This window comes from Nocardia sp. NPDC049149 (assembly GCF_043197455.1).
GTDB lineage: Bacteria > Actinomycetota > Actinomycetes > Mycobacteriales > Mycobacteriaceae > Nocardia.
The window spans coordinates 199,272-226,062 of the sequence record NZ_JBICTD010000006.1; the positions used below are offsets into that span (position 1 = coordinate 199,272).

General features: G+C 65.0%; 19 protein-coding genes and 4 tRNA genes. 10 read left to right on the forward strand and 13 right to left on the reverse strand.

Going from position 1 to position 26,791, the window contains the following annotated elements; translation table 11 throughout:
* Nucleotides 1-8 precede the first annotated feature (8 nt).
* Nucleotides 9-548, reverse strand: a complete 540-nt coding sequence (locus ACGFNJ_RS25160; RefSeq protein ID WP_393452776.1) for a GNAT family N-acetyltransferase — start codon at nucleotides 546-548, stop codon at nucleotides 9-11.
* The gene (locus ACGFNJ_RS25165; RefSeq protein WP_393452779.1) at nucleotides 548-1,759 is read right to left on the reverse strand and encodes an MFS transporter; all 1,212 of its coding nucleotides are present in this window, start codon (nucleotides 1,757-1,759) and stop codon (nucleotides 548-550) included. Before ACGFNJ_RS25165 ends, ACGFNJ_RS25160 begins: the two co-directional genes overlap by 1 nt.
* Nucleotides 1,760-1,937: 178 nt before the next feature.
* Here ACGFNJ_RS25165 and ACGFNJ_RS25170 point away from each other — a divergent pair, with 178 nt between their 5' ends.
* Both ACGFNJ_RS25170 and ACGFNJ_RS25175 read left to right on the forward strand, forming a co-directional pair.
* Nucleotides 1,938-3,170, forward strand: coding sequence for a cytochrome P450 (locus ACGFNJ_RS25170; RefSeq protein WP_393452782.1), 1,233 nt, complete (start codon nucleotides 1,938-1,940; stop codon nucleotides 3,168-3,170).
* 58 nt (nucleotides 3,171-3,228) lie between these two features.
* Complete coding sequence (locus ACGFNJ_RS25175) at nucleotides 3,229-4,788, forward strand: flavin-containing monooxygenase (protein WP_393452785.1); 1,560 nt, start codon at nucleotides 3,229-3,231, stop codon at nucleotides 4,786-4,788.
* Here the strand turns inward: ACGFNJ_RS25175 and ACGFNJ_RS25180 are convergent.
* Entirely contained in the window at nucleotides 4,785-5,813 is a 1,029-nt protein-coding gene (locus ACGFNJ_RS25180; protein WP_393452788.1) for a YncE family protein, read from the reverse strand. The two genes, ACGFNJ_RS25175 and ACGFNJ_RS25180, sit on opposite strands and share 4 nt — an antisense overlap.
* 140 nt (nucleotides 5,814-5,953) lie before the next feature.
* Between ACGFNJ_RS25180 and ACGFNJ_RS25185 the strand changes: the two genes are divergently transcribed.
* Complete coding sequence (locus ACGFNJ_RS25185) at nucleotides 5,954-6,859, forward strand: LysR family transcriptional regulator (protein WP_393454150.1); 906 nt, start codon at nucleotides 5,954-5,956, stop codon at nucleotides 6,857-6,859.
* A gap of 6 nt (nucleotides 6,860-6,865) precedes the next feature.
* On the opposite strand, the gene ACGFNJ_RS25190 is transcribed toward ACGFNJ_RS25185, so the two are convergent.
* Entirely contained in the window at nucleotides 6,866-7,975 is a 1,110-nt protein-coding gene (locus ACGFNJ_RS25190) for a hypothetical protein (protein WP_393452791.1), read from the reverse strand.
* Nucleotides 7,976-8,581: 606 nt separating this feature from the next.
* Here ACGFNJ_RS25190 and ACGFNJ_RS25195 point away from each other — a divergent pair.
* Entirely contained in the window at nucleotides 8,582-9,529 is a 948-nt protein-coding gene (locus ACGFNJ_RS25195; protein WP_393452794.1) for a hypothetical protein, read from the forward strand.
* Here ACGFNJ_RS25195 and ACGFNJ_RS25200 read toward each other — a convergent pair.
* Both ACGFNJ_RS25200 and ACGFNJ_RS25205 read right to left on the reverse strand, forming a co-directional pair.
* Entirely contained in the window at nucleotides 9,495-10,724 is a 1,230-nt protein-coding gene (locus ACGFNJ_RS25200) for a sigma factor-like helix-turn-helix DNA-binding protein (RefSeq protein WP_393452797.1), read from the reverse strand. The genes ACGFNJ_RS25195 and ACGFNJ_RS25200 overlap by 35 nt on opposite strands.
* 90 nt (nucleotides 10,725-10,814) lie before the next feature.
* Entirely contained in the window at nucleotides 10,815-11,879 is a 1,065-nt protein-coding gene (locus ACGFNJ_RS25205; RefSeq protein ID WP_393452800.1) for a cobalamin-independent methionine synthase II family protein, read from the reverse strand.
* Between the two features lie 248 nt (nucleotides 11,880-12,127).
* Here ACGFNJ_RS25205 and ACGFNJ_RS25210 point away from each other — a divergent pair, with 248 nt between their 5' ends.
* Nucleotides 12,128-13,126, forward strand: a complete 999-nt coding sequence (locus ACGFNJ_RS25210; RefSeq protein WP_393452803.1) for an NADPH:quinone oxidoreductase family protein — start codon at nucleotides 12,128-12,130, stop codon at nucleotides 13,124-13,126.
* A gap of 9 nt (nucleotides 13,127-13,135) precedes the next feature.
* Here ACGFNJ_RS25210 and ACGFNJ_RS25215 read toward each other — a convergent pair whose 3' ends face one another.
* Nucleotides 13,136-13,597 (reverse strand): AAA family ATPase, encoded by a 462-nt coding sequence (locus ACGFNJ_RS25215; RefSeq protein WP_393452805.1) that lies wholly within the window; start codon nucleotides 13,595-13,597, stop codon nucleotides 13,136-13,138.
* Nucleotides 13,598-13,802: 205 nt separating this feature from the next.
* Between ACGFNJ_RS25215 and ACGFNJ_RS25220 the strand changes: the two genes are divergently transcribed.
* Nucleotides 13,803-14,798, forward strand: coding sequence for an alpha/beta hydrolase (locus ACGFNJ_RS25220; protein ID WP_393452808.1), 996 nt, complete (start codon nucleotides 13,803-13,805; stop codon nucleotides 14,796-14,798).
* 160 nt (nucleotides 14,799-14,958) lie between these two features.
* Nucleotides 14,959-15,315: a hypothetical protein gene (locus ACGFNJ_RS25225; protein WP_393452811.1), complete on the forward strand. Its 357-nt coding sequence runs from the start codon at nucleotides 14,959-14,961 to the stop codon at nucleotides 15,313-15,315.
* 307 nt (nucleotides 15,316-15,622) lie between these two features.
* On the opposite strand, the gene ACGFNJ_RS25230 is transcribed toward ACGFNJ_RS25225, so the two are convergent.
* From ACGFNJ_RS25230 to ACGFNJ_RS25240, 3 genes are all read right to left on the reverse strand, one after another.
* The gene (locus ACGFNJ_RS25230; RefSeq protein WP_393452814.1) at nucleotides 15,623-16,315 is read right to left on the reverse strand and encodes a maleylpyruvate isomerase family mycothiol-dependent enzyme; all 693 of its coding nucleotides are present in this window, start codon (nucleotides 16,313-16,315) and stop codon (nucleotides 15,623-15,625) included.
* Between the two features lie 65 nt (nucleotides 16,316-16,380).
* Entirely contained in the window at nucleotides 16,381-16,728 is a 348-nt protein-coding gene (locus ACGFNJ_RS25235; protein ID WP_393452817.1) for a VOC family protein, read from the reverse strand.
* A 99-nt stretch (nucleotides 16,729-16,827) separates the two neighbouring features.
* The gene (locus ACGFNJ_RS25240; RefSeq protein ID WP_393452820.1) at nucleotides 16,828-17,145 is read right to left on the reverse strand and encodes a DUF222 domain-containing protein; all 318 of its coding nucleotides are present in this window, start codon (nucleotides 17,143-17,145) and stop codon (nucleotides 16,828-16,830) included.
* Nucleotides 17,146-17,359: 214 nt separating this feature from the next.
* On the opposite strand from ACGFNJ_RS25240, the gene ACGFNJ_RS25245 reads away from it, so the two are divergent.
* Nucleotides 17,360-17,668 carry a hypothetical protein gene (locus ACGFNJ_RS25245; protein ID WP_393452823.1) on the forward strand — a complete coding sequence of 103 codons (309 nt, stop codon included), beginning with the start codon at nucleotides 17,360-17,362 and terminating at the stop codon, nucleotides 17,666-17,668.
* Nucleotides 17,669-18,341: 673 nt separating this feature from the next.
* Here ACGFNJ_RS25245 and ACGFNJ_RS25250 read toward each other — a convergent pair.
* The 3 genes from ACGFNJ_RS25250 to ACGFNJ_RS25260 form a co-directional block, all read right to left on the reverse strand.
* Nucleotides 18,342-18,416, reverse strand: a tRNA-Val gene (locus tag ACGFNJ_RS25250).
* A gap of 1 nt (nucleotide 18,417) precedes the next feature.
* A tRNA-Cys gene (locus tag ACGFNJ_RS25255) sits at nucleotides 18,418-18,488 on the reverse strand.
* 46 nt (nucleotides 18,489-18,534) lie between these two features.
* Nucleotides 18,535-18,607 (reverse strand) — tRNA-Gly (locus ACGFNJ_RS25260).
* A 343-nt stretch (nucleotides 18,608-18,950) separates the two neighbouring features.
* Here ACGFNJ_RS25260 and ACGFNJ_RS25265 point away from each other — a divergent pair.
* Together ACGFNJ_RS25265 and ACGFNJ_RS25270 are read left to right on the forward strand one after the other, a co-directional pair.
* Nucleotides 18,951-19,025 (forward strand) — tRNA-Val (locus ACGFNJ_RS25265).
* A gap of 1,157 nt (nucleotides 19,026-20,182) precedes the next feature.
* Entirely contained in the window at nucleotides 20,183-26,620 is a 6,438-nt protein-coding gene (locus ACGFNJ_RS25270; protein ID WP_393452826.1) for a PA14 domain-containing protein, read from the forward strand.
* Nucleotides 26,621-26,791: the final 171 nt, after the last annotated feature.

Sequence of the window (26,791 nt, forward strand, 5' to 3'; positions counted from 1 at the left end):
CGGCTGGCTCAGAACACCAATCGCATCACATAGTCATGGTGCACCTGATTGCCGACGGTGAAGGTCTTGGTGCCGACCTCGACGAAACCGTGCTTGCCGTAAAACCGCTGCGCACGAGCATTTTCCTGGTTGACACCGAGCCACACCCCGGCAAACCCGCCTTCGCGCGCCCGTTCCAGCGCCGCGAGCATCAGCGCCGTCGACACCCCGCTGCCATGATGGCCTGGCAGCACATACATCTTGCTGATTTCGATCACCGGCCGCAGATCCACCGCTTTCGCGACCTCGGGGTCGGCCGGATCGCCCGCGATGAGCATCGCGTAGCCGACGATGTCGTCGTCGGCGACGGCCTTGAGTACCGTCCTGGTCGGATCACTCAGATACTCGCCGAATCGTTCGCCGGACAGCACGTCGGTGATGAAGATGTCGATGTCGTCGGGAGTCGAGCCCGGTGGGCAAGCCAGTGGAAAGGTTGCTGCTGCAACGTCGCTGAGTTCTTCGGCGTCCCATAGACCGGCCCGGTCCACGGTGACTGGGATGCTGCTCATCAGTCCAGTAGAGCATGCTCACCGGAAGAGGTGGGATGTTTGTCCCCTTCGGGTCGAGAATGGAACACCCGTGCCAGTCCGATCACCGCCGCCGCGAACACCAGCGGAATCACGAAACCGACCCGGTGCCCGAAGCCCGCCGCGACCGCGCCGACCACGCCGCCGCCGAACAGCGTCCCCGCGTAGTTGAAGAGGTTGAGCCGCGCGATCATCGCATCGAGGGCGCGGCCGCTGGTCAGTTGCCCAGCCTCGCTGAAGCACAGCGGCGCGATCACCGGAATGCCGACACCGGCGATCAGGAAGCCGACGATCGCGACGATCGGGCTCGGCGCCGCGATCACGATCGCCAGGCCGACCACGCCCGCGGCCGCCGCGGTGCGCGCCACCCGCCGCGGGCCGAAGCGGCGCACCAGCACGTCGCCGGTGAGCCGCGCGACCAACGAGGTGCCCTGATAGGCGGCGAGCGCGAGCGCCGCCGTCGCTGACGAGGCGAGCAAGTCGTCGGTCAGATAGAGGGCGGACCAATTGCCCACCGCCAGGTCGATCGCGAACACCAGCGCGATCGCGATCCCGAACACGAAATACGCCCGCAGCGCGACCGTTTCGACGTCCGCGGGTTCCTCGGCCGGTCCCGCCTCCGCCTCCTGCGGGCTGAGCAGCCGCGGCCCGAGCACGAGCCCGACGACGAGCACGATCCCCGCCGCGCCGAGCAGCGTCTCGCGCAACGTCACGTCCAGCGCCTCGCACCCCGACACGAACAGCGCGCCGGCAATCGATCCGGCGCTCCACGCGGCATAGAACGACGTGAGAATGAACTGTCCGTACCCGTGCTGAATGAACACCGCCTGCATGGTCTGGCTCGCGTCGACGATGCCGACCGCGATGCCATAGCAGCCGAGGCAGCCCAGCAGCACCGCCGTGTTCGGCGCGAACGCGGTCGCCGTTCCGGTGATCGTGATGAGCAGCAGGCCGATGCGCAACGCCGCCCGGCTCGACCAGCGCAGCGCCAACCGCTCGGCGGTCAAGCTGCCGACGGCCGCGAGCAGCGACACCAGCACCACCGAGCCGACGATCAGCTCGTCGGACAGGCCGAACTTCTCCTTCTGCTGCGGCAACTCGGTCAACACCACGGCGAAGAAGAAACCCTGCAACCCGAACGCGACGGAGTTCGCGATCCGGGCACCCCGCAATACGGGTGCGATCGAACTCATCTGCGCAGGGTAGCGGGGTTGCGGCGGGCCCGCGCGGCGAATCGTCGCGCCGGTGCGGCGGCGATCGACAATGGCGATCGGCCGGATGATCACCGTGCCGGGGTCTGGCCGTCCACCGTGGTGGATGTCACTATCGAAGAGCCGCAACGTAACTCGTGAACGCCGGAGGCCAATCCAGATGCGAGAGCTGCCCGCCGATTTCTTCCGTGCACCATTCGCCTTCTATCGGCAGCTGCGCGCCGAGGGGCCCGTGCACCGGATCCGGCTGCGCAATGGGGTGCGCGTCTGGCTGGTCGTCGACTACGACGCGATCAAAGAGGCGCTGCGCCACCCCGATATCCGCAAGGACCCGCACACCGAGATCGGCGCGCAGGCCAGGCAGGCCGGCGCGGGCGCGAGTGGCGTCGCCGCCGCCAACATGCGCTTGAGTCATCATCTGCTCAATGCCGACCCGCCCATTCATTCGCGGCTGCGCAAACTGGTCACACCTGCGTTCGCGCCCGCGCGGATGGCGGCGCTCGTGCCGCGGATCGAGGCGATCACGGACGAGCTGCTGGACGGGATCGATCGCGCCGCGGGCGCCACCGGGCGGGTCGACCTGTTGGAGGAGTACGCCTTCCCGTTGCCGATCACGGTGATCTGCGAGCTGCTCGGCGTGCCCGTCGAGGCACGCGCGCAGTTCCGCGAATGGTCCGCCGCGGTGGCCGACCCTCCGATGTCCACGCCGGAGGGCATGCGCAACGCGACCGACAGCATCGTCGACTTCTTCGACCACCTGGTGGCGCTGCGCCGCGACAGCGGCCTCGGCGACGACCTGATCTCCCAGCTGCTCACCGTCGCCGACGACGGCGATCGGCTCAGCCACGACGAACTGATCTCGATGGCGTTCCTCATCCTGGTCGCCGGGCACGAGACGACGGTCAACCTGATCGGCAACACCGTGCTCGCCCTGCTGACCGATCCGGATCGATACCACGCGCTGCGTGCCGACCCCGACGCCGTCGTGCCGCTTGTCGAGGAGACGCTGCGCTTCAACAGCCCGGTGAACACCGCGACGCTGCGCTACACCGCCGCACCCGTCACGCTCGGCGACACCGAGATCCCGGCGGGGGAGATGATGCTGGTCGCGCTCGCCTCGGCCAATCGTGACGAACGCCATTTCGCGGACCCGACGGTGTTCGATCCGGACCGGCCTGCCAACCACATCGCCTTCGGCCACGGCATCCACTATTGCCTCGGCGCGGGCCTGGCCCGAGTCGAGACCCGTATCGCGTTGACCAGGCTCGTGCAGCGCTATCCGGAGCTGCGCCTTGCCGTCGACAATGACGAGCTGCGCTGGCGGGAGAGCATTCTGATCCGCGGTCTGCTGCATCTTCCGGTGGATTTGGCGAGCGCCCCGGCTATGCGCTGAAGCACGGTTTCGGCCAACCGACTTTGCTGTGCGCGCTGAGCGACGTAATCTCCTGCGCATGACGAGCGGAAACCGCATCGCGATCGTCGGTGCGGGTATCGCAGGTCTTGCCTGCGCGAAAGTGCTGATCCAGAAGGGTTTTCCGGTCGAGATATTCGACCGTGCGCCCGATGTCGGTGGCGTGTGGAGTGCGACCCGCAGGTACCCGGGACTGCGAACGCAGAATTCGAAGAACACTTATCACTTTTCCGACTTCCCGATGCCATCGGATTTTCCGCGGGTGCTCGACGGGGAGCAGATGCAGGCGTATCTTGCCGCCTACGCCGAGCGCTTCGGCCTGCACGCGCACTTGCGGCTCAACACCGAGGTGGTCGCGGCCGACCCGGTGGACAGCGGCTGGCTGCTCGAGGTCAAGGACGAGACCGGCATTCATCGGAGCTCCTGCGATCACCTGATCATCGCCAACGGTGTGTTCAGTGAGCCTGCGATCCCCGACTACCGCGGCATCGAACTGTTCCGTGCCGCCGGTGGTCAGCTCGGTCACGCGTCGGAGTTCGTGGAACTCGAAGCGGTGCGCGGCAAATCGGTCGTTGTGGTCGGATACGGCAAATCCGCCTGCGATATCGCCGAGGCGGTGAGCGACGTGGCGGCCTCGACCACCGTGGTCGCGCGGCGCCTGCTGTGGAAGATGCCGCGCAAGATGGCGCGCGTCCTGGACTACGAGCGGTTGATGCTGACCCGTTTCGGCGAGGCGCATTTCCCGCATCGGCAGCCGGGGCGGATGGATCGGTTCCTCTCCGGGTCCGGTCAGTCGTTCCGGGTCAGCAATTTCGATCTGATCCAGGAGCTGGCCACCAAGCACATGCGCCTGCGCGAACTCGACCTGCTACCCGAGGGACGGTTCGAGACGATCGCGGAGAGCACCGTCGGCCTCACCACCGAGAACTTCTACGAGCAGGTGGCGAACGGCCGCATCGTGGTGCAGCGCGACACCACCATCACCGAGATGCACGGCGGCCGCGAAGCACCCGCCGTGCAACTGTCGAACGGGCAGCTCATCCCGGCCGACGTGGTGGTGTGCGCCACCGGATTCCAGCAGCGGGTGCCGTTCCTGACCCCGTACATCCAGCGTCGGCTGACCGACGAGCACGGCAATTTCCGCCTGCACCGGCAGATCCTGCCGCTCGACGTGCCGAATCTGACCTTCGCCGGGTACAACTCGTCGGTGATCAGCACGCTGAACGCCGAGGTCAACGCGCACTGGATCGCCGCGTTGCTCGGCGGGCAGCTGGACAACCTGCCGACGCCCGAGGTCGCGAACGAGCAGATCGACGCTCGGCTGCGCTGGATGGACGAACGCACGGGCGGGCACCACGCGCACGGCACCTCGATCACCCCGTTCTCCATCCGCAATATCGACGAGATGCTGTCCGACCTGAAGTTCCGGCTGCCGCTGCGGACTCGGCTCGCGCAGTGGTTCCGGACGGTCAAGCCGGAGTCCTACCGCGGGTTGAACGATCGGCGGCGGCAGGGAACTCCGGTGTCGAACGCGCCGGTGTTCGAGCATCCGGCGCCGCACGATCGCTATCCGGCCGAAACCCCAGGCGGTCCTCGCTAATTCGCGGGCGGAATGTAGGCGAGTCCGTGCGCGCCCTGGTTGGGTCCGTCCACTGACGGATCCACCGCCAGCGTTGCCACCACCGCGCACTGCGCGAGATCGACCACGCTGACGGTGCCGGACTGCAGATTGCTGACGAAACCCGTTGCGCCGTCCGGGGTCGCGCAGATGTTGAGCGGCCCCGCACCGACTTCGGTGTGCCCGAGCAACGCGTAACTGTTCGCGTCGTAGCTCGACAGCACGCCGCCCGCCGCGTGGAACCCGCCGCGTTCCTGCTCGAATCGCCACTGCCCGACCAGGAGTGTTCCGGTGCCGGTGACGTGGATCGCGCTCGGCGCGGCCACCGTCGGGATGGTGTGCACGACGGTGTCGGTGCCGACATCGATCACCACTACCGCGCGTGGGGTTTCCGGCGTCTGCGTCAGCGTTGGGGTGGCGACGAACAATCGGGAGCCGTCGGGTGACAGGGCGAGACCTTCACTGCCCTGCACCGGGATTCGCCGTGCCGCCGCAACCCCCGTCGGGTCGAGGACCGACACGAACGGCGCCGTCTTGTTGGTGGTGTAGGCCTTCTTGCCGTCCGGCGTGACAATGGCCCAGTGCGGGACCCAGGCTTCCGCCGAGATGCGACGCAGCGTGCGCCGGGTGTTCAGGTCGATCGCGAGCAGCGCGCCCGGACCCGCCGGGCCCGTTTCGACACTGGCGTAGAGCACATCGCCGTCGATGTGCAGCCCGTGCGGTGCGTGCTCCGGTGCGACATCGATGACATCGACGATCTGTTGCGCATCGACGTCGATCACGGTGATTTCGTGGCTTTCTCCCTCGTGTGCCAGCCAGGTTCCTGCCCGGTAGGTGTGGCTCGCGTACAGCAGCCTGGTGCGCGGATCGAAGCAGAGTTCGTGGCCCTGCGGCAGCACCTCGAGCTGCGCGATGCGGGTCTGGGTGGCGAGATCGAAGAAGCTCAATGTGCAACCGCTCTGGCTGAGTACCGCTAGTTGCGCACCGGGTTCGAAGACAGGGGACATGGGGTGTGCGTCCTTCCGACAAGGGGTTTCGTTCGGCAGGACGGCGCCGTCGTGATCAACGGTAGGAGGCGCCACGGATTATCACCAGTGCAATGTTGGTAATCGACCATTGCGTTGGTGATAATCCATGAGTGGAGGCGTTGGACATGAATCTGCTGGTGGCCCTCGACGCGTTGCTCGACACGAACAGTGTCACGCGCGCGGCGGAGCGGCTGCACACGTCCGCACCCGCGATGAGCCGGACGCTGGCCCGGCTACGCCGGGTGCTCGGCGATCCGCTGCTGGTCCGTGCGGGCCGCAGCCTGGTGCCGACCCCGCGTGCGCTGGAATTGCGTTACGAGGTCAGCATTCTGGTCGAGCAGGGGCGGGCGCTGCTGACACCGCGGGGGACGATCGATCCCGGCGTCCTGAAGCGGAACTTCGCGGTGCAGGCAGGGGACATGGTCCTCACCGAGTTGGCCGCACCGCTGCTGGCCGCGGTGCGGGCACAGGCACCCGGCGTGACGTTGCGCTTCCTGCCGGACACGTTGGAGGGCACTGCGGCGCTGCGGGACGGCAGGGTCGACATCGAGGTGGGTGTCATCGACCATGTCGATCCGGAGACGACCGTGCGGCGGGTGATCACCGATCGGATCATCGGCATCGCGGCGGCCGATCATCCGCTGCTCACCGATCGAGTCACGGTGGCGCGCTTCGCGGCAGCGTCGCATCTGAGTGTGTCGCGCACCGGAGCCGCACGCGGGCCGATCGACGACCGGCTGGCGTTGCACGGACGCACCCGTCGCGTCGTCGCCACCGTGCCGACGCTGACCACCGCCTTGTTCGCGGTGCGTGCCAGCGACCTGATCTGTCCAGGGCCCGCCATGCTCAGCCGCTCGGCGTTGCCGGGGCTCGGGTTGTGCGCCTTCGAGATTCCGCTGCCGCTGCCCGAGGTTGCGATCGGGATGGCGTGGCATCCGCGCAATACCGCCGACAGCGGGCATCGCTGGCTGCGTGAGCTGATCGCCGACCTGTTGACCAGTTCGGCGAAATCCGACGCCGCGTAGGCGGTGTCAGGAGTGCGACGGCGGGCCGGACAGTCGGTAATCCCGTGGGGTGTCGGTGGAGCGCTCGGGCTGGTAGCCGGTCGAGTTCAGATCGGTGGGCGGCGGACCGAACACATCGGAGCGGCCGAGCGGCGCCGCCGCGGTCTTCTTCAGTTCGTCGAGCATCGCCTGCAGCTTGTCGACGTGCGTGTTGTCCACGGGGATCAGGTCTTCCTCGCCCGCGCGGTGTGCGCCGGTGAGCGCGACGCCGTTCTCCTCCGGCGCGGACCCGTTGGTGCGGCCGATGCCGTAGTCGCCGTTGGTCGCGGCCGCCGGGATCATGCTCTCGTAGGGCTTGTCGGGTGGCGCGGTGAAGTTCTGGTACGACGTGCTCGCCGGTTCGCGGGGCGTGGTGAAGTTCGATTGGCGGACCGGCAGCGGTTCGCGCGGCGTCGGCGCGGTGAAGTTCGCGGACGACGCTGGGCTCGGCTCCCGCGGCGTGGGGGCGGTGAAGTTCGTTCCGTTGCTCGACTCGTAGGCCGCAGGCTCACGGGGCGCGCTGAAGGTGCGCTGTGGCACCGAATTCAGTTCGTGCGCCGCGGAATCGCGGGCAGGGGCGTCCGGCGTGCTGTCGTAGCGCCGGGAGACGCTCTCCCTGGTCGCCGCAGCGGTGTCGCGCGCGGTGGCGGCGGACTCGAAGGTCGTGGTTGCGCTGGCGGCGGGCTCAGACGGCCTGCCGGTGCTCTCTCTGCCGAGCGGAGTACTCGCGCCCGAGCCGGATTCGCGCAGGGCCGAGGTGCTCGCTTCGCTGGCCGCGGCGTTCCTGCGCGAGGCGGCACGCGGTAGCGGCGGGCGCTCGGCGCGCTCACCCTCCGGGGCGGCATGGGCGGAACCGCCGCCGGACTCTAGCTTCTCCAGCCGTCGGTTGATGCCCGAAATATCCTGTCCGGCACCGAAAGCCCAGGCCTCGAGCTTGGCCAGTCGCGCTTCCACGCTGCGGTCGGTCGACACGACGACCGGTGCACCGTCGACGCGGGCCGCCACGGCGTCCAGTTTGTCGCTGACCTCCCGGAGAACCGTCGCGATGCTCGCCAGCATCGCGCCGATCGACTCGCCGGCCTCTTGACCGTGCTCCATCCAGTACCCACTTCCCCGTGTCGGCTCAGCTCCCGCTGGGCCGGACGATTCTATCCGCCCGGTTCGAACTGCGCGGGGTCACGACAGTGCCACCGTCGTTCGCCCAGGGGCGGTTGTGTTGTCGGTTCACTCGCTGGCGCTCGGCCATGGAGACCGGTTCGGCGACCGGCTCCTTGGATCTGATCGAAGCAGCGTAGGCGGGCCGTCCCGCGCCGTTGCAGGCGGAGGTCGGCGCGATCCGGTTTGTCCGGAACAGCGTTGCTTACCCATCGGCGACAACACACAAGCCGAGGCGCACCCCGGCTCGTAGCCTATGCGGTTTCCGGCTCCGGCGGCAGTCCGAACGACTGCCGTGCTGGGCAGCACGGGGATGTCGCAGGATGGCGGTAACTGTCAATCGACCGAACGATGCGTGTCGTTGCGGCCCGCTATCGCAGCGAAATTCCTTGTGCCGCAGGTGGGACCAGGCGTTCGATCGGAAATCTGCCATTGTGGCGCACCCGGGCGCGGGGTAAAGGGGACTGGCGAGGGCGACAAGTCTGGCGCACTCTTGATCTATGGCGTAGGTCGCCAGACCTGCGGAGGTTTGGGCAGGGGAGTGGTCGCGTGAGAACGAAGCAGCGGGCGGAGATCGCCTGCGGGCGCCGGGCGATGCTCGCCGAGTTGGGTATAGCGGATGGTCCGGGCAGAGCCCGTCGGCAATCCGCCGGATACGGCTGCCAGTGTCCGGAATGTGAGACGGCGCAATGGGATATGCGGCGGCTGAAGTACTGGATGTGCGGCAGACTGCTCGCCTACGGCGCCGAAGTGGCCGAGGTGGACCGACGGGTGGATGGGCTGCCCGTAGACATCTATTGGCGTAAAGGTGACAGCGAGTTCGTCATCGAGGTGCGCAGCGGCTCGCTGGAACGGGCTCTCGCGCAAGAACATACGGAGCGGTTGCGCGCCGCGGGCATCCGGGACGTGCTGTGGCTCTGCCCGCCCGGCTACTGGGTCGACTACCTGCATGCGCTCGGCATCGCCGACTTCGCCCCGCCCGCATGCGATTACCAGGCGGTGAGCGGTGTGCTCGACACCGCGAACAGCGCGGTCGCCGGGCCGCGCAGGGACCCGACCGAACTGCGGGACTTCATCGAAGGGTGGGTCACCGGCGATATCGTCTGGGGATATCGCGAGGTGATGACAGGAGGGTGGGCCACCGTGGCCGACTGGGAGTACCACACCAAGACGCAGGCGACGATCATCGCGCGACAGCGCCAGGAGCTGGTGAACCAGCGCACTGCGCTCGCACTGTCCCGGAAAACGGTGCGGGACAAGCAGAAGAACCTGATGAAGCTGACGACTCGGCTGGAACGCGCGGAGCAGGAGGCGCAGGATCGCGCCGACTCACTCGCGCAGGCGCGCCGCAAACTCGACGACCATCACCGCGTCGACACCTCGCTGCGCGCCACCATCAAGAGCATGCAGCAGACCATCAATCACTGGCAGCTGATGATGTGCTGCGCGATGATGCTGATCATCACGTTCGTGGCGGGTGCGATGGTGGTGCGCTGAGCCGGAACGGCGCGCGGTCCCAGCGCCAGTCGTTGCGCAGCACCAGCGTGACGAAATCGAGCAGCTCCATGCCGGTTTCGTCGCGCACCTGCCGGACGGCGGCCCACGGCGCAGGGCCCTGCTCCAGCAGCTCGGTCAGGCGTGCCGTGCTTCGCGCATCGACCTTTCTGGCCAGCAGATCGGGCACGCCGATCAGGCTGCCGGTCCAGACGAGCCAGCCCCAGCCCCTGCCGTGCGCGTAGGCGCGGCCCGCGGCGGCCCGCACTCGATTGACGTGGAAGGCAACGTGTCCGAGCGGTTCGACGTCGATCAGCACGACGCGTCCGTCGGTGAGCCTGGCGACGATGCTCGGGTAGCCGATGTGGTCGGCGCCGTCCAGCTCGTAGCTGACGGCGGCAGGCTGTTCCTGGAACGAGTCGACGAGGTCGCTGGCGTTGAGGATCCACAGCAGGCGTGCCTCCAACCCCGAGTCGAACGGCACGTCCCGCCCGACCTTGTCGAGGTAGAAGTGCCCGCGCCCGTCGTCGTCGCTGTCCACGGTGCGCGCCGACGCCGACGGCAGCGGGTCCGGCGTGCCCGACCCCGGCCAATCCACCTGTCCGAGCCAGGGATTCAGCTGGCTGGTCGCGCGCGGTTCGGCGTCGCGTAGCTTCGCCAGGCGTCGGTTCGTCTTCCTCTGCCAGGCCGCGATGCGCTGCGCCACGAAGCCGGCGACGCGCTTCGCGTCCTCGGACGCGTGCCCGGCGATCCGCAACTTCAGATACGACAGTTCGTGTGCCGCGAGATCGGTGTCGGTGGCATAGGTTTCGACGAGCAACGCCCGGACCAGCTGCTGGTCGCGGGTGCCGATCGGATAGCGCCGCGCGAAGACCGAGGCTGCACGGTGTCCGCTCTGTGTGGCTTGCCGCAGCAGCTGGCCGACCGCCTTGGTGTGCAGCTGCCGGATCCGGTCTCGCGAGAGGTCGTAGCGGGCGCCGATGGTGGCCAGCGTCTCGGGCGGTGCGCCGGTGACGCCGAGCCGAGCGGACAGGATCTCCCCGTCCTTGGCCTTGCGGTCCGCCTGCATCGCGATCAGCTCGGCAAGCAGCTCGTTGACTTCCTCGAGCTCGAACGAGATGTCGTCCTGCAGATCGAGGAGCTCGGGGTCGGTGCCGTCCGGCTCGATGGGCGCATCGACCGCCCTGCTGACCGTCACGCTGCGACCCCCTGGCTCGGTTTCATGGTGCGATCAGCGTAATGCCGGGTACCGACAATTCCGCTGCACCGGCCAGGGGGCCGCCGCGCGTCAGACGCCCAGCTCCGCGGCGGCCAGCTCGGTGCCGTCGATGCGGGCCTTGATCTTCGCGAACGCGGTCTCGCGCGAGGTGGAGGTGTCGTCGGCGAAGGGGGAGAACCCGCAGTCGTCGCAGGTGCCGAGCCGATCGACCGGGATATGCCTGGCCGCGGCGAGCACCCGGTCGCGGACCTCCTCGGCCGTCTCGACCCTCGGGTCGATCGGGTCGGTGACGCCGACGAAGATGCGGGCGTCCGCGGGCAGATGGTCGGCGATGAGCGCCAGAATCTTGTCCGGTTCCGGCTCGCTGGCCAGCTGGACGTAGAAGTTGCCCGCCTTCAGCTGCAGCAGCTTCGGCAGCAGTCCCGCGTAGTCCACGTCGAGGCTGTGCGTCGAATCCTGGTCACCGCCCGGGCAGGTGTGCACCCCGATCCTGGCCCGCTCCTCGGGCGAGAACCGTTCGAGCACCGTGTTGTTCAGCGCGATGAACTGGTCGAGCACGCCGCCGCTCGGATCGAGCTTGAGTGAAAGGCGCCCCTCGGTGAAGTCGAGCTGCACCACCGGCGCACCGGCGTCGAGACAGCCGCGAATATCGGCCTCGGCCTCGTCGGCCAGATCGGAAAGGAAGCTCTCCTGCGAGTAGCCGTCGATGCCGCCGGGCGGGTACAGCAGGCTCAGCGCCGACGGGGCGATGACGGCCTGCTTGACCGGAACGGTCGCCTGCTCCTGCGCTGCGCGCAAATAGCTTTCGGCATGCACCTGATACCGGAACGGGCCGCCGGTCAGCAACGGCAGCTGCCGCTGATGCCCGTCGGCGAACGGGATCACCACACCGTCGGGCGCCAGCTGGGCGAGCCCGGCGATCGGATAGGTGGCGAAACTGGGTTTGGTCTGCTCGCCGTCACTGACGACCGGCGAACCTATCTCTTCCAAGCGACGAACGGTGTCACTGACAGCTCGCTGTTGTTCTTGCGCGAGCGCAGCGTCGTCGATCTCACCTGCACTGTGGGCCGCCATCGCGGCCAGCAACTCTGGAGGACGTGGAATGCTACCGATTGGCTCCGTGGGGATGCTCACCTCCGCGAGTTTAAGCGAACCGTCTGTGACGCAAACCTCAAATCGATTGCGTCGGTATCAAATTGACGATTTCGACGCAGTAATTGGGATATGCGACAACCCGGCCGGCGAGAATTCGTGACGGAACACAGTTCTCGTCCCGGGAACAAGATGGTCGCCGCGGTGGCTACAGGTCAGGTATGACACCGGGCCGGTTTGCTCTGACTGCGCCGCCTCGGCCGGACATGATGAATGGAGTTCGAATTCCGATGAGCCGCAGTATTCCTGTCACCATGCGTGCCGTTGAGCAACCGACATTGACCGGTCCGCACGATATGCGATTGCGCACCGATGTGCCGGTGCCCGCGCCGGGGCCTGGGGAGGTGCTGATCCGAATCACCGCCGCCGGGGTCAATTTCGCGGATGTCATGCAGACGCACGGGACGTACGAGAACGGTCCGGCGGCGCCCTACCTGGCCGGGTTCGAGGCGGCAGGGGAGGTGGTCGCGCTCGGTGCCGGCGTCACGAGTCCTGCGGTGGGCGATCATGTCATCGGTGCGGGATATGGCGCCTTCGCTGAATACATGGTGTTGTCCGCGGCCGGGGCGGCGGCGGTTCCAGTGGGCTGGACCGATGAGCAGGCGTTGGGTCTTATCCTCAACTGGGCTACGGCGTTGGCTGCGCTGAAACCGTTGGGGCGCATTGCTGCCGGCGAGACCGTCCTGATTCACGCGGCGGCGGGTGCGGTCGGCCAAGCGGCGGTGCGGATGGCAAAACACTACGGCGCCACTGTGATTGCCACCGCGTCGCCGGACAAGCATGATGCGGTGCGTGCACTCGGTGCCGACCATGTCATCGACTATCGAGCCACCGATGTGAGTGCCGAGGTGCTGCGGCTCACCGACGGGGGCGGGGCCGATCTGGTCCTGGAATCCGTTGGTGGGCAGACATTCCGGTCCAGTCTCGCCGCCGCCAAGCGGGTGACCGGTCGGGTCGTCGTGTACGGCATCGCAGGCGGCGAGGCGAGCATCAGCAATCGGGAGCTGAATTTCACGTACCCGATCCACGTGATCGGCTTGCACGTCGGCATCCTCATCGAATCCGCGCCCGAGGTCTTCGCCGACCTCATGGCTGAACTCGCCGCTCTGATCGACCTCGGCGTCTACCCGCCCGGACTGCCCACCGTCTACGACCTGGCCGATGCCGCGAAGGTGCTCACACAACTCGAATCACGATCCACCGTAGGCAAACTCGCTCTGCGGCCCTGATCGGCGGTCCTAGCGCACGTGGTCCAGGACGGCGTCGGCGACCTGGGCCACGGGCATGGTGGTGACCACCTCCATGGTGGCGTCCTCGCGCAGCAGCGGTTCGACTGTTTCGAGGTAGTCGAGTACTTCGGCGAGTTCTTCCGGATTCTTTCCGTAAGGGTTGCTGGTTCGTGTGCGCAGTCGCTCGACGAGGACTTCCGCTGGGGCGCTGAGCAGGATGATGTGGTCGAAGCGCGGATAGAAGTCGACCTGGTTCCTGGTGGTTCCTTGGATGAAGAGCAAGTCGCCGTTGTCCGGCGCGGTGGCCAGCAGTGCGTCGATACGGTCTGCGCGCCAAAGGCTTTCGCCGTCGACGGTCTCGTAGTAGTCCCCGTGATCGGTGTCGACCACTCGATAGCCGCGTGCGGCAAGCTCATTCAACAGGGCGGATTTCCCGGTGCCGGACATTCCGGTGATCAACACACGCGTCACGAGGGAAGTCTAAACATCGCTCTGTGACACTCGCGCCGGCTGCCATCGTTCCGGCGCCGAACTCGCCCCGTCGAGCTCGGAATTTCGTTATTCGGACAATTCGCGACGCGGCTTTGACGATTGGGCCACAGATGCTGTGTTGTGCGCGCCGCCGAATGTAAAGTTCTGGCGTTCAATGTTGGCAGCAGCAAGGACGGTGCATATCGTGTCGCTCGGGCCCGGAAATTGTGCCGAACGTCGAATCGTCGGCATTCTCGCGATCGTCGCGATGATTCTTGTGCCGATTTCCTACACCCCGGCGAGCGCGCAGCCCTCGGCGGAGGCGGTGATCGATCACATCACGCCCAAGACGGACCAGTGGGAAGAGGTGTACGTCCGCTCGCCCGCGATGGGGCGGGTGGTCCAGCTCGATGTGCTGATTCCCAAGGACCAGGCGCCGCATCCCACCTACTACCTGCTCGACGGCGACGGCGGCAGCACCGAGCAGAGCACCTGGACGGCGAAATCCGACGTCGTGAGCTTCTTCGCGGACAAGCCGGTCAACGTGGTGATGCCGGTCGGCGGCGTCGGGACGTTCTATACCGACTGGCTGCAGGACGATCCGAAACTCGGGCACAACATGTGGGAGACGTTCCTGACCCGCGAGCTGCCGCCGCTGCTCGACAACGTGTTGCACGGCAACGGGATCAACGCGATCGGCGGCATATCGATGGGCGCGCATGCCGCGGCGGCGCTGACGGTGCGCAACCCGTTGCTGTACCGGGCCGTGGCGTCCTATAGCGGCTGCCTGATTTCCAGTCGATACGACTATGGGACGGTGCGGTCGGCGGTCACGGTCAAAGGCGGGAACCCCGACAATATGTGGGGACCCGCGGGCAATCCCGAATGGGACGCGCACGACCCCAGCCTGCACCTCGAGCAACTCCGAGGTAAGGCGATCTACCTTTCCTCCGGCACCGGTCTGCCAGGACCGTCCGATTTCACCTATGACCCGGATTTCAGCTACCCGGTCGACACGTTCAACTCGATCGTCCTCGAGACGGTCGTCCACGATTGCACCGTCGCCTTCGACGAGAAGCTGAAGGCGAACAATGTCGCTGCAACAGTGCGCTATTCGGATGTGGGCACCCATTGGTGGCCCTATTGGCAAGCCGCACTGCACGATTCGTGGGCGACGCTGAAAGTTGGACTCGGGCTGTAGGCCTGCCGACGATCGGGCTTCGTGTCCAGTTTCTGCTCAGTGTCTTTTACGTATGACCGATGGTCCGGGCCGCTTATGAGCGCGCAGTGATCCAGAAATGACGTACGTGCAGGGATATTGGAACTCGGGTCGGGCCCGTTCGATTGGAGTTGATTCATACATGCGTCACCAGTTGGCGTTCAGTCTGGGCGTCACTGCCCTCGTCGCGAGCGCAGTGGCAGTGCTGGCACCCCAGGCCGCCGCACAGGAACTGGCACCTGGTGTCAATTGCGACCGTTTCGTCTGCCGCAACGACACCGATGACACCTACCGGGTGGAAGCCGTGGTGGCGTGCTCGGACTGGGGCGATCGCCGCATCACCCACGAGGTTCCCGTGGTCAGGAAGATCCGCCCGCGCACCACTGTCGACGTGACCCCCAGCTGCAATGCACCGGGGGAAACCTCGTCGCACGCGCTGTGGATCGACTACCGCGGTGCGTGGGTCGACAACCGCCCGGCGACGGGCTCCGGAGGCTAACCGGCTCGCAGCGACACCCTGGAGGCGCACCCAGGGTGTCGCTGCCCATGCCCGGTCGCGGGAATGCCCCTGCCCACAAAGGCATTCCCGCGCCCGGCGCTATGGCGAGGGCTTGCAGGCCGGCACCGTTGCGCGGAGGGGATGCACACGGGCAGCCCGAACGGCTCGGGCCCGCGAGTCCTCGCACCCCTCCGATGCGATCAGTGGCGGATCCGTCTTTCAGGCCATTTCGGCCACCGGCCGGATCAGCATGCGACACCTGCACATTCTCGCTAGAACCGTCGCGGTGCAACAAGTTCAAGGCTTCTTACTGGGTCTCCGCCTCGAGCCGAGTACCGAACGCAGTCAAGGTCGCAGCATCACCCCACGCGCTCACGGCCACCCTGTCGCGATCGCGATTCCACAGGTAGAGAAGCAGATCCGACGGTTCGCCCTGCAAACCAGAGTGTGCGGCGGCATCGCCGGCTGCGCGATCGACGCCGTCGCTCTGCAGCGTGACCGCCCATCTGTGGTGCGCGCAGCGCAACTCCACTGTGCGGCCCGCACCTTCCTCCAGCACCGGGGTGTCGCCGAAGTCGTAGGTGACAAATCCGACGAGCTCGTCGACGCCGTCCGCCGCCAAATCCGGATCGATCTCGGTCCTAGCTCCGGTCGCGAGCTGTGCGTCAACCCGGTGCACGACCGTCTCCAAAGCCATTCTGCGGTACCAGAATCCGACGGATTGATCGGGCGGAAACCGGGTGTGCGTCGGTTGTTGCGGTCCGTGCGCAGCCAACTGCTCCAGCAACGTGGCCCGCTGCGCGATGAACCACGCGCCGAGCAGGGACTCCTGGGGTGCGGGAGTCCGCTCCTCGCCAGTCGGTTCCCGATCCAGCTTCATGCACAGGACTTTGTGCTCATAAACCTGACCAACGTGCCGTACGAGGTCTGCAGCTGTCCAGCCCGGGCAGAGGCACGACTCCTTGTGGATTCCGCTGAGCCGCCGCGAGCAACAACTCACTATCGGACCGGATCAGTTCGAGATAGCGCGCGAGGTCCATGCCCCGATCCTTCACCAGATCAGTATTACTGCACGAGGCAGAATTCATGCTCTTCAGGATCGGCCATCACCACGACCACCCCTTCGTCATAGTCGTGCCGTTCACCAGTGCACCGCCCGCCGAGTTCGATGACCTGCGCGATACCTTCGTAAATGTTGTCCACAGCGACATCGAGATGCAGGCGCACCTTCCCGCCTTTAGGCTCGTCCACCGGTTGAAAGACCAGCCGAGGCAGCTCGTCCCCCCGCTCTCCGAGATAGACCCACCCAGGTTCAGACGGCCCCGGCTGCCGATCCAACAACACACTCCAAAACCTCGCCACCCGTTGCACATCCACACAATCGACCGTGACCCCAACCCACCGATTAACCATCCAGCCAGTATCACCATTTGCTGCTTCAGCGTGGTCAAGTAACGGGCAGTCGGCCCTTACAGCCCTCTGCGCAGAGGTCGAGACACCGTGGGCTCGGCCTCAACTTGCGGCCGCCAGCACCCTCCACACCTTTCTGGAACGCGGGCGGGCCTGCCGAGCTGCGTATCCGATTCGCCGACGCGCGTCGTCGGCACTGATCCGCAGCAGATCAGTCAACAGCTCCACGGTGTCCCGATAGCCGGTGTCTGCGGCGAGGCCACGACGCTCGGCTTCGGCGACGGCCGCGCGCATGGCAGCATCCAGTCGTCTCCGGCGGCGTTCGGTTTCCACGAGGGTGCGCAGCAAGTCGACATCTGCCAGTTCCGGCCATCCTGGTGCCGGAGCATCCGGCGCAAACGCGGTCGAATGTATGTTCACGCGAAGCAGCCTACCTCACGATAGAACGTATGTTCGATAATTTGCGTCGATGAACATGCCCGAGTCGGCGCCTGCGTTGGTGGGCCGACATCGCCCGAGATGCTTTGTTGGACAGGCGATCAGGAGGCGCTGAGGTAACTGGCCTCTCGGCCGATGCCGCCAACAGCGCCTCCTGATCAGCTGACCAGCCCGCGGTCGCCGCATACGCATCGGCATGACGGCGTGTCGGGACCTGCTACCGAAGGATCGCGCGGTCGAGTGTGTCGTCATCGGGGACAACGCCGACGGCGACCAGCTGGTGTTCCACCCGTGCCGCCCACAACGGCTGTTCATCCTGCCGCGCGATGACGAGGAGGTCGTCGAGGCCGGCACCGACCTGCTGACCGCCGTCGACACATTGAGATTGGACGACCCGCTCGACGAGCTGACCTTCGAGCCGTGGGACAGCCGCACGCTGGGCACTTCGTTGCGCGGGCCGGCCGACGATCCCCAGGACAATCGCTGGACGACATCGTCGCCCTAGCCGAAGGGTGGGCAAACCGCCACGCGGTCAAGGCGGCAGCGCAAGCCTAACTGCGGCAACAGACCCCTGAAGACGCGAAGGCCGAACAGCTGTACGAGGGCATCCTGTTCGACGGCCCGCCTGGCGCTGTCGGCTATCGAATCGCCTGGCGCATCGTGAACAAGGAAACCGGCAACCTGCTCGGTCAGATCTACTGGCACTACACCAGCGGGAGCTACGGCGGCGGCTGGGACATGGAGACGTCCCCGACGAGGAAGTACGACTGAACAGTCCGCGCCGACACAATCTCGATCGGTGCCGAAGCGCCACCTGCCCGGTATTGCTGTCCACGTTGGCGTCAGCTTGCGGCCAAGGAGACACTTCAGGACACCGGGACAGCGGCACGAATGACGCAGTGCCACGCGGAAGTTCGGGGTAGCCGCTCTCGGTCAGCATCGGGGAGGCCGAGGGGCTGCCCGAACGCGGTATGTGTCCAGCGTCATTGACCACTTCGCGCCGAACCGCTGGATCCATGGGAGCAAGAGCTACACGAGTTGTTCGTCGGTGGCGGAGACTCCAGTGCGGTGCATCCTGTCGAGACGAACTGGCGCTCACCGCCTAGTAGGTCAGTTCACGAACGGTCCACGACAACAAGAAAGGCCCCCTCGAAAGGGGGCCTGACCTGGTACTACGGTGGTGCGCGATACTGGGATTGAACCAGTGACCTCTTCCGTGTCAGGGAAGCGCTCTCCCGCTGAGCTAATCGCGCGAGGTGGAGACGGGAATCGAACCCGTGTGCACGGCTTTGCAGGCCGTTGCCTCACCACTCGGCCACTCCACCGTGCGAAGGGGGACGGCGAAACTAGTTTGCCTTGCCCTACTCTTCGAGCGGATGACGGGATTCGAACCCGCGACCCTCACCTTGGCAAGGTGATGCGCTACCAGCTGCGCTACATCCGCGTTTCGCATCTCGGCGGCTTGTTCCGGCCTCCGTGGTGCGAGACAGAACATTAGCGGACGCCCGGTGAAAGCTACAAATCCGCTGGTAGAACGGGCGAAATCCACAAGGTTGCCAGAGTGGCGGAGGTGGCCGGTGTGGTTGAGGGGGATTCGCTACTTCGGCTCGTCCGCCGCGTGCTCGTCGGCGGTAGAGGAGCGGCTTGCCCGAGACGGACTGCCGCACACGATGTTCCACCCTCTCCCGGATGGCGATTTGGTGAACCGCCGGTGCCCCGTGCTAATGTTCCATCTCGTTCGGACGGCGCTGAGCCACCCGGACACCCCGCCATCTGGCAACAGTTCAGGTCCCATAGCTCAGCGGGAGAGCGTCCGCCTCACACGCGGAAGGTCGCTGGTTCGAAACCAGCTGGGACCACCAAGTAAGGCCAGGTCAAGCCTGGTTTCTGTGGTCTCGAGCCGATTTCGTGCACATTCATGCAGATTCGATGGTCAGATCTAGTCGCCTAGGGTGCGATTCCTGGATCTGTGTACACGTTCCGATCGGACCGTTGCAGCGTATCCGCTGTCGTCGTTGTCAAGTCAGCCTTGTCGACTTCTCGGCTGAATCTCGGAGTACTCCACTGTCGGGTGTCCAACGTCGACGCGATTTGTGCGGAATGCGGCGAGGTCAATCGCCCTTTTTGACGATGCGGATGATCGGCATCAGCCGAGGAGATGGTTTCCGTCGCGAAAAGCGGCTCGGCAAGTAGCCTGGGCGGCCTGCTCGGCTCGCTGGTGACCGGCAGCGCGGACTCCGGGTCCTCGGTCAGCGGGGCAGCTCGCTCGGCAACCGCGATACGGCAGCCAACCCATCGAGCGATAGCGCGGTGGACAGGTCGCTCTGCGGTGTGCGTCACCAACCCCGACCACTGCTGTCCGAAGTAGGGCGTGCGTTGCGACAGGTGCTTGCGCGAGTTGGGTTCTCGCCGAGCCAGTTCGGGGCGGAGGCAGCGTCGATGATCGGGTGATCGGTATCGGCTCGTCGGTGAATGGTGGAACTGCCGCCGTGGTGGCTGGGTCCGGGTGAGAAGTGATTGTGTCGCGGAGCGTTTACGAATTCGGTATGCCTGAAGGCATTTCTCACGTAACGATGAATTCGACGTGAATTGGGTGCGCTACCAAGGGATGCGTACGACTCGCTGTGGACGGGTGCGCGAGGAGCAGGGGAGTGGGGTTCCCACTCAAGTGGGGACCTGAGGCGCTTGATCGTCCGGTATTTTCAGCACTCGAAGGGATCGCTGGGTAGGGAGGGAATCCGTGATGACAGGTGTCTCGAGACACTGTTCGGTGATGTTTGAAGACTTCGACGATCGACGGGTCGATCTTAATCGGACTTCAATGTAATTCGGTATTGATTATTTCGTCGCGAGTTGGCTTGTCGGGTAGTCGCTCGCGGCTGATTTCGCATGCCTATTTCTAGGTTTTATATCGGGAGTTGTGATGAGTTCTCGCCGTCTTGGCGACGCCTCTGCGCGTCGGCTGGCTGCTTGTTGGGATCGGTATGGCCCGCTTTCATGGGCGTCTGTGCTAGTCGCGGTGTTGGTTGCCACGCTGGTGCAGGTTGTTGTTTCTCCGGAGGCCGCCGCAAAGCCGAAGGGGATGAACCCGCGGGATGTGCCGCTGATGTTGTCGAAGGCTGTTCCTAAGCCTTCCCTCATCGGTAAGCAGGCTGCGCCGGAGGCGGATTTCACGCCCTTGCTGGCAGGTGGTGGTGGTGCTGCCGCCGCGGCTCCGAAGAGCGGTTTCGATGCGAAGACGTCGAAGGAGTCTGCGCGTAGCGAGGATTCGGTCGAGTTCACCAATGCCAATGGCACCAAGACGGTGGTGTTGTCGCAGGTTCCGGTCAGTGTGCGGAACAGCAAGGGTGGTTGGGATCCGATCGACACCCGGTTGGTGGCGCAGAAGGATTCCAAGCGGGTCAGCGCGGCGCGTATCGGTGTCGGGGTCGATCTCGCCGAGCATGCCAACGATCCGAGTTTGTTCCGGGTGAACCAGAACGGCACGCCGGTCACTGTGGAGTTGAAGGGTGCGGCCAAGGTCGGCCGCAAGGTCACCGGTTCGACCGCGAAGTATGAGAACGCGCTACCGAATACCGACGTGACCTACGAGGTGTCCGCGGATGCGATCAAAGAGTCGATCGTGCTGAAATCCGCTGCCGCGGTGGGCGAAGGCCGCTGGGTGTTCAAGCTGAACACCGGCGCGCTCACGCCGAAGACGGACGGCAAGACCGTCAAGATCACCGATAAGGCCGGAAAGGTGGTGGCTGCGCTGCCACCGATCGAGGTCTGGGATTCGGCGGGCAGCGATAAGGACAACAAGCCCTCCGCGCGCACCGGCGGCACCTACACCCTTGCCCGTGACGGCGAGGCGTGGCAGCTCACGGTGGCTGTGGACAAGAAATGGTTGAAGGACTCCGCCCGCAAGTTCCCGGTGACGGTCGACCCGACCTACACCTTCGGATTCGGTGGCCAAGCCGAGGCGATCGCCTATCGCCAGGGCGCCGGGCCTTGCTCGGAGGAGGACAACTGCGGTATCCGCACCGGAAACTCCAGAAACGCTCTGGGCAACAACTTTTGGCGCACGGCGCTGCGCTACAACTTGAGTCCTGTGGCGGGCAAGACCGTCACCGGAGCCCGCATGGATCTCAAGTTGTTCAATGCCTGGCCGGAGATGAAGCCCGTCTCGCAAGTGAGTGTGTTCCAGGCAACTACTCCGCCGGGCTTCGATGCGCGGGGTCCGGAGCTGGCCTCGACCAGCGTCGGGGAATCGGGATCGCTGAGTTCGCCGGCATTGGCCGCCTACCTCGGTGACCGCGCCAAAGCCGCCGACAAGAACGCCTGGCTCATGTTGGGCGGCACCGAAACCAACACCAACTCCTTCAAGCAGCTGCAGGTCGCGCTGAGCATCGACTACAGCGACGGCACCCCCACCAATCCCACCGACCCGACCGATCCCAAGCCCAACCCGGGTCCGCAGGTGAACCTGGTCCGGCCGGTTAACGAGGCGGTGATCGCCAGTGATCAACCGCTGTTGGAGGTCACTGCTGGCCCGACAGGGACCAAATACTGCTTCAAGATCTCCACCGGCTTCGACGGCCGCTCGGGCAGCGTCGTCGACTCGGGCTGTCTGAAGGACCCGCAGTGGCGGGTGCCCGAACATGTGCTGCACGACGGTGGTCGCTACAGCTGGACCGTGGCGACGGTGGCACCGGATGGAACGACGCCGACGCCTTCGAAGTGGGTGGGCCAGTTCACCTTTGACATGCGTATCGGAAAGCCGGGCCCGGCGCCGAGCGATACGTTGGGTCCGGCCACGGTCAACTTCTTCAACGGCAATCTCCACACCGAGGCCGGCGGTCCGGTGTTCGAGGCGCTCGGTGGTTCCGCGGGGGTGACGTTCGCGTACAACTCGCGCTCGGGCGGGGATTCCCACGGTGTGCGGGCGTCGTATTTCAACGACGCCGATCACAACGGTGCCCCGGACGCGACACCGGTGATGGTGCGCGGCGAGGCGCAGGTGAACCTGGACTGGGGCAACATCTGGTCCAACGTGCCAGAGAATTCTCCCTTCAAGGAAGATCCGCTCCCGGCCGCACTCGACAAGCAGTGGTTCGTCATCCGGTGGGAAGGCCACTTCCTGCCCGCGGTCACCGGCGACTTCAGCTTCGCTGGCTCGCACGCCGATGGCGCGAAGATCTGGATCGACGGCAAGCCCGTCTACGACAACCCGAACTCCTCTGCTGTCGGCTCAGATTTCGCGACCGCGACCGCGAAGAAGGCCACTGATGTCTCGTTGACCGCTGGACAGCGCGTCCCGGTCAAGGTCGAGCTGTATCACCGCACGACCGAGAAGCCGAAGATGGTGTTGTGGGCCAAAAGCACCACCGGTGCCAGCGACAAGCGCTCCCACAACTGGAATCCCCAGATCGTCAAAACCGAGTGGTTGTTTGCACAGGACCCCTCACCCCTGCCGAACGGTTGGACGCTGGGGTTGATGGGCAGTAAGTATGTCCGGGCCGAGATGCTCGACGGTTCGGTCGTTCTCACCGACACCGCAGGCGGTAAAGCCACCTGGTCCAAGGTCTCGGCGGGCGGTTACGCACCGCCGAAGGACGAAGACGGTGTTCTCGCTGTCGATGCCGGTGGCCGGATCTCGGTCACCGGAGACGGTGTGGTGTCGATCTTCAACGTCGATGGCACCCTGGCGGCGGTGTCGTCGGTGGCCGACAGCAAGAAACCTGCCTCTTTGCAATACCTGTATTCCGGGACCCCGGGGCGGTTGACCGAGATCAAGGACCCGGTGTCGGACCGGGCGCACACCCTGTACTACAACACCGACAACAGCGACAAATGCTATGGCGGAGCCGCCCTTCCGCCGGGATCTCACTCTGCACCGCCGCAGAAGCTGTGCCGGATCAAATACTGGGACGGCACCGAAACCCGGCTCTGGTACATCGTCGGTGCCCTCGGTCGCATCGAGAACCCCGGTTCCGAAATCCGGGACTACAGCTACCTGAACCTGGCAAACGCGAAGCTCGAATACGACCAGGCAGGCAACGACACTGAGAAGAAGCTGAAGGCGATGAACGCCGTCGGCTTACTCAACGAGGTCCGTGACAGTCTTGCCATGGACGCGCGTGCCGCGGGATTGACCGTTCCTGGTTATGAGCGCACATCGTTCGAATACGACTCGTTCTACGACGATTTGTCAGGTACCAAGGCTCCGCATTCGCGCGTGATACGTGTCGATCTGCCGACGCCGAACGGCAGTGACTTCGGGGTGCGGCCGATGCATGGGTACCGATACGACATCGCGAACAAAAAAGCGTTCATGGGGATCGGAGGGCTCAACACCTTCAACATCCGCACCGTAACCTGGGACGACGGCGGCCGATCGGTCACCTCGACCGATGCCGTCGGCGACACTACGCGCGCCGAATGGAACGACAAGGACAAGCTGACCGCCAGGGTCGACTCGACCGGTAGGCGCTCGACCCTGGTCTATGACCACGCGGATCGGCCGACCGATGAGTACGGCCCGGCTCCGAGTCAATGCTTCAACGGGCAGCTACCTAAGCCGGAGTGCGCAGAAACCATGCCGCACACCAGCAAGCAGTATGACGAGAACCTGGTCGGACTGGAGACCGCGTTCTACGACAACCCATTCCTGGTAGGTGTCCCGAAGGAGTGGAGCACAGGCGGCGGCTCTACCGACGGTAGCTTGAAACACAATTGGGGTTCGACGCCGCCGGTCGCGAATAGCAGTGGCTGGTCGGGCCGGTTCGTCGGTGAGATGAAGTTCCCGACGGCTGGCGAGTACAAGCTCGGGTTCACCGTCATCGACGGTGTCCGATTGTGGATCGACAACGCACTCATTGTGGATAGCTGGACTGACAAGGCCGCTACCTCTGTCTCTGGCGCCTACACCAACGCCACCGCTGGTAGCTGGCATCGTGTTCGGGTCGATTACTACAACCGCAGCGGTACGAGCGGTGGACTCGACTTCACCTGGACACCCCCAAGCACCGGATCCCCTGTAACAGTGCCTGGGCAGAACCTGCAGCCTCGGTATGGACTCGAAACCAGCCAGATCGCTGAGAACGCCTCCGGCGGCGACATCGAACGCGCACCCGCGAAGAAACTCGCGACAAGTTACTCGGACCCGAGCAACGGGATCGATCCTGTGTTCGGGCTGACAGTTTCCAAAACCGGAGACCCGGGCGGCATCAACCTGACCGGCCGGATGCTGGTTGAAAAGCCCGGCCAAGGCTACCTGCGCCAATTGGCCGCAGCCCTGCCTGGCGGTGATCTCACCAATCCCGACAAGCGTGGCACCTTCACGTACTACGGGGACAGCGAAACCCGCTCAAATCCTTGTAAACCGAACTCCGCAGCTGCCAATCAAGGCGGCAAAGTCAAGACCGTTCGGGGACAGAAGAACTCGGCCGGATCAGCCAGCGTGACCGAGAAGGTGTACGACGGCGCAGGGCGTGTTGTCGCGGCCCGCACCAACAACGAGCCATGGTCGTGTCTGAGCTACGACGCCCGTGGTCGCACCATCGAGAAGTCGTTCCCGGCGATGGGTGACCAACCCGCACGCACCATCACCTACGACCTCGCCGTCGGCGGCAACCCGCTGAAACTGAAGGTCAGCGACAACAGCGGATCGACCACCAGCACGATCGACCTACTCGGCCAGACCGTGTCCTACACAGACGCGAGCGGCGCCACGACTACCAGCAAGTACGACACTGCCGGGCGCGTCATCAGTGAAACCACCGCCGTCAAGGGGGCTACTTCGACTCTGACCTACGCCTGGGATGACGCGTCGCGGCTGACCGGGATAGACCTGGACGGGGCTAAGGTCGCGACCCCGGGCTACACCGCAGGAATCCTGGACAAGGTCGCCTACGGCAACGGATCCAACCTCGCGATCACCCACAACGACGCCGGCTCAACGAGCGGCCTCGCATGGAAGGTATCCGGCTCCACCGTCACCAGTGCGGTCACTCGATCCCGCGACCAACGCGTCACCGACGAAACCATCACCGACACTGCCGGTTCCGGCACCACCTACAACAGTTCCTACACCTATGACGGTGTCGGCCGCCTGGTCGCGGCTGCCGTGCCGCACCACCAGCTCACCTACAGCTTCGCCGGCGACAACGGCTGCGGGCCGAACAAGAAGGCAGGATCCAACACCAACCGCACTGCCTTCACCGACAGTGTCAACGGCGCCCCGGCGACCACAACCAACTACTGCTACGACGACGCGGACCGGCTGTTGTCTACCAGCGGGGCTACCGATCTGTCGTTCACCTACGACGCTTACGGCAACGCGACCAAAGTCGGTACCGACACCCTCGGGTACGACTCCACTCTCCGACACATTTCCACCACGACGGCGGCCGGAAGATCAGTCGTCTACACCCGTGACGTCATCGACCGCATCACCAAGCGAACGGTCCGCGACAACGACAAACCCGCACAGGTCACCCGTTACGGTTTCACCGCCAACTCCGGCGGCCCCGACTTCGTCCTCGACGATTCCGGAAATCTGCGGCAACGAGTGCTGAAACTGCCCGGCGGCGCGCTGCTCACCAAGAGCTACACCGACACCAAAACCGCCAACTGGTCCTACCCGAACATCCACGGCGACATCCTGCTCACCGCCGACGGCGCCAGCACGCGCACCGGCGCACTCCATCTATACGACCCGTACGGCCAAAACATCGATCCCGTCACCGGAGTCATCGGTGACATCCCGATCCCTGCCACTGCCGAAGGCGGCATGGACTTCGGATACCTCGGCCAGCACACCGTCCCCATCGAACACGTCGCCAGCCAACAAGCCCTCGAGATGGGAGCCCGCACCTACCTGCCCATCCTCGGCCGGTTCCTGCAAGTCGACCCCATCCTCGGCGGATCAGCCAACAACTACGACTACGTCAACGCCGACCCGATCAACTCTTTAGACCTCAGCGGTGAGGCACCTGGGGGAAAGAAGCCGCCGAAGCCGGACCCGAAGAACCCGGGCAAGCCGCGTACGCCTGGAGACCAAGACGAGGGTGCCAGCCAAGGTCAAATGACCCCGGGGGCCCCGAAGGTGGCAGGCCAGCCGCTGCCGAGCACGGTATCGCCTGACGGCAGCATGCTCGGCTCAAAGGGCACCCAGCTTAGTTATTCGTTGAGGTTGGGCTATGAGAGGGACAAGAGCAAGCCGTATTGGCGGATCGACGTCGAGAATTTTTCCCCAGGTAAGAAGGTGGGCTCACTCCATCTGCAGACCGAGGACCGCAGAGGTAACAAGAATGACGTAAAATACCAGTACAATTTCAATACGAAACAATTCGAAGATGAGTACGGAGCGCCGCCGCCGCGAAAGTGGCTCGAACAGATTTCGAAGAATCCGGATTTCGACAAAGCGATTGAAAGAGGCGGGGAGATTCTAGGGGTGCCGGGATATGGGAAGTGAGATGACGCTAAAGGGACGTGCTGAATGGATTGGCGGTCCGCCGGCCTTCGAGCTGGGTTTGGAGGTGCCGCTGCTTGTTTCCGGAGAAGAGATTCGAATCTTCTCGCATGCATATGGTCTCGACAGTGAGGATGATGATGCGGATGTTGTTTTTTCGATGTTCGCAAAGAA

What these genes read in the sequence shown, in the direction of transcription:
- ACGFNJ_RS25160 (WP_393452776.1), bottom strand. Translation starts at nt 548, where the DNA reads ATGAGCAGCATCCCAGTCACCGTGGACCGGGCCGGTCTATGGGACGCC.
- ACGFNJ_RS25165 (WP_393452779.1), bottom strand. Translation starts at nt 1,759, where the DNA reads ATGAGTTCGATCGCACCCGTATTGCGGGGTGCCCGGATCGCGAACTCC.
- ACGFNJ_RS25170 (WP_393452782.1), top strand. Translation starts at nt 1,938, where the DNA reads ATGCGAGAGCTGCCCGCCGATTTCTTCCGTGCACCATTCGCCTTCTAT.
- ACGFNJ_RS25175 (WP_393452785.1), top strand. Translation starts at nt 3,229, where the DNA reads ATGACGAGCGGAAACCGCATCGCGATCGTCGGTGCGGGTATCGCAGGT.
- ACGFNJ_RS25180 (WP_393452788.1), bottom strand. Translation starts at nt 5,813, where the DNA reads ATGTCCCCTGTCTTCGAACCCGGTGCGCAACTAGCGGTACTCAGCCAG.
- ACGFNJ_RS25190 (WP_393452791.1), bottom strand. Translation starts at nt 7,975, where the DNA reads ATGGAGCACGGTCAAGAGGCCGGCGAGTCGATCGGCGCGATGCTGGCG.
- ACGFNJ_RS25210 (WP_393452803.1), top strand. Translation starts at nt 12,128, where the DNA reads ATGAGCCGCAGTATTCCTGTCACCATGCGTGCCGTTGAGCAACCGACA.
- ACGFNJ_RS25225 (WP_393452811.1), top strand. Translation starts at nt 14,959, where the DNA reads ATGCGTCACCAGTTGGCGTTCAGTCTGGGCGTCACTGCCCTCGTCGCG.
- ACGFNJ_RS25235 (WP_393452817.1), bottom strand. Translation starts at nt 16,728, where the DNA reads ATGGTTAATCGGTGGGTTGGGGTCACGGTCGATTGTGTGGATGTGCAA.
- ACGFNJ_RS25245 (WP_393452823.1), top strand. Translation starts at nt 17,360, where the DNA reads ATGACGGCGTGTCGGGACCTGCTACCGAAGGATCGCGCGGTCGAGTGT.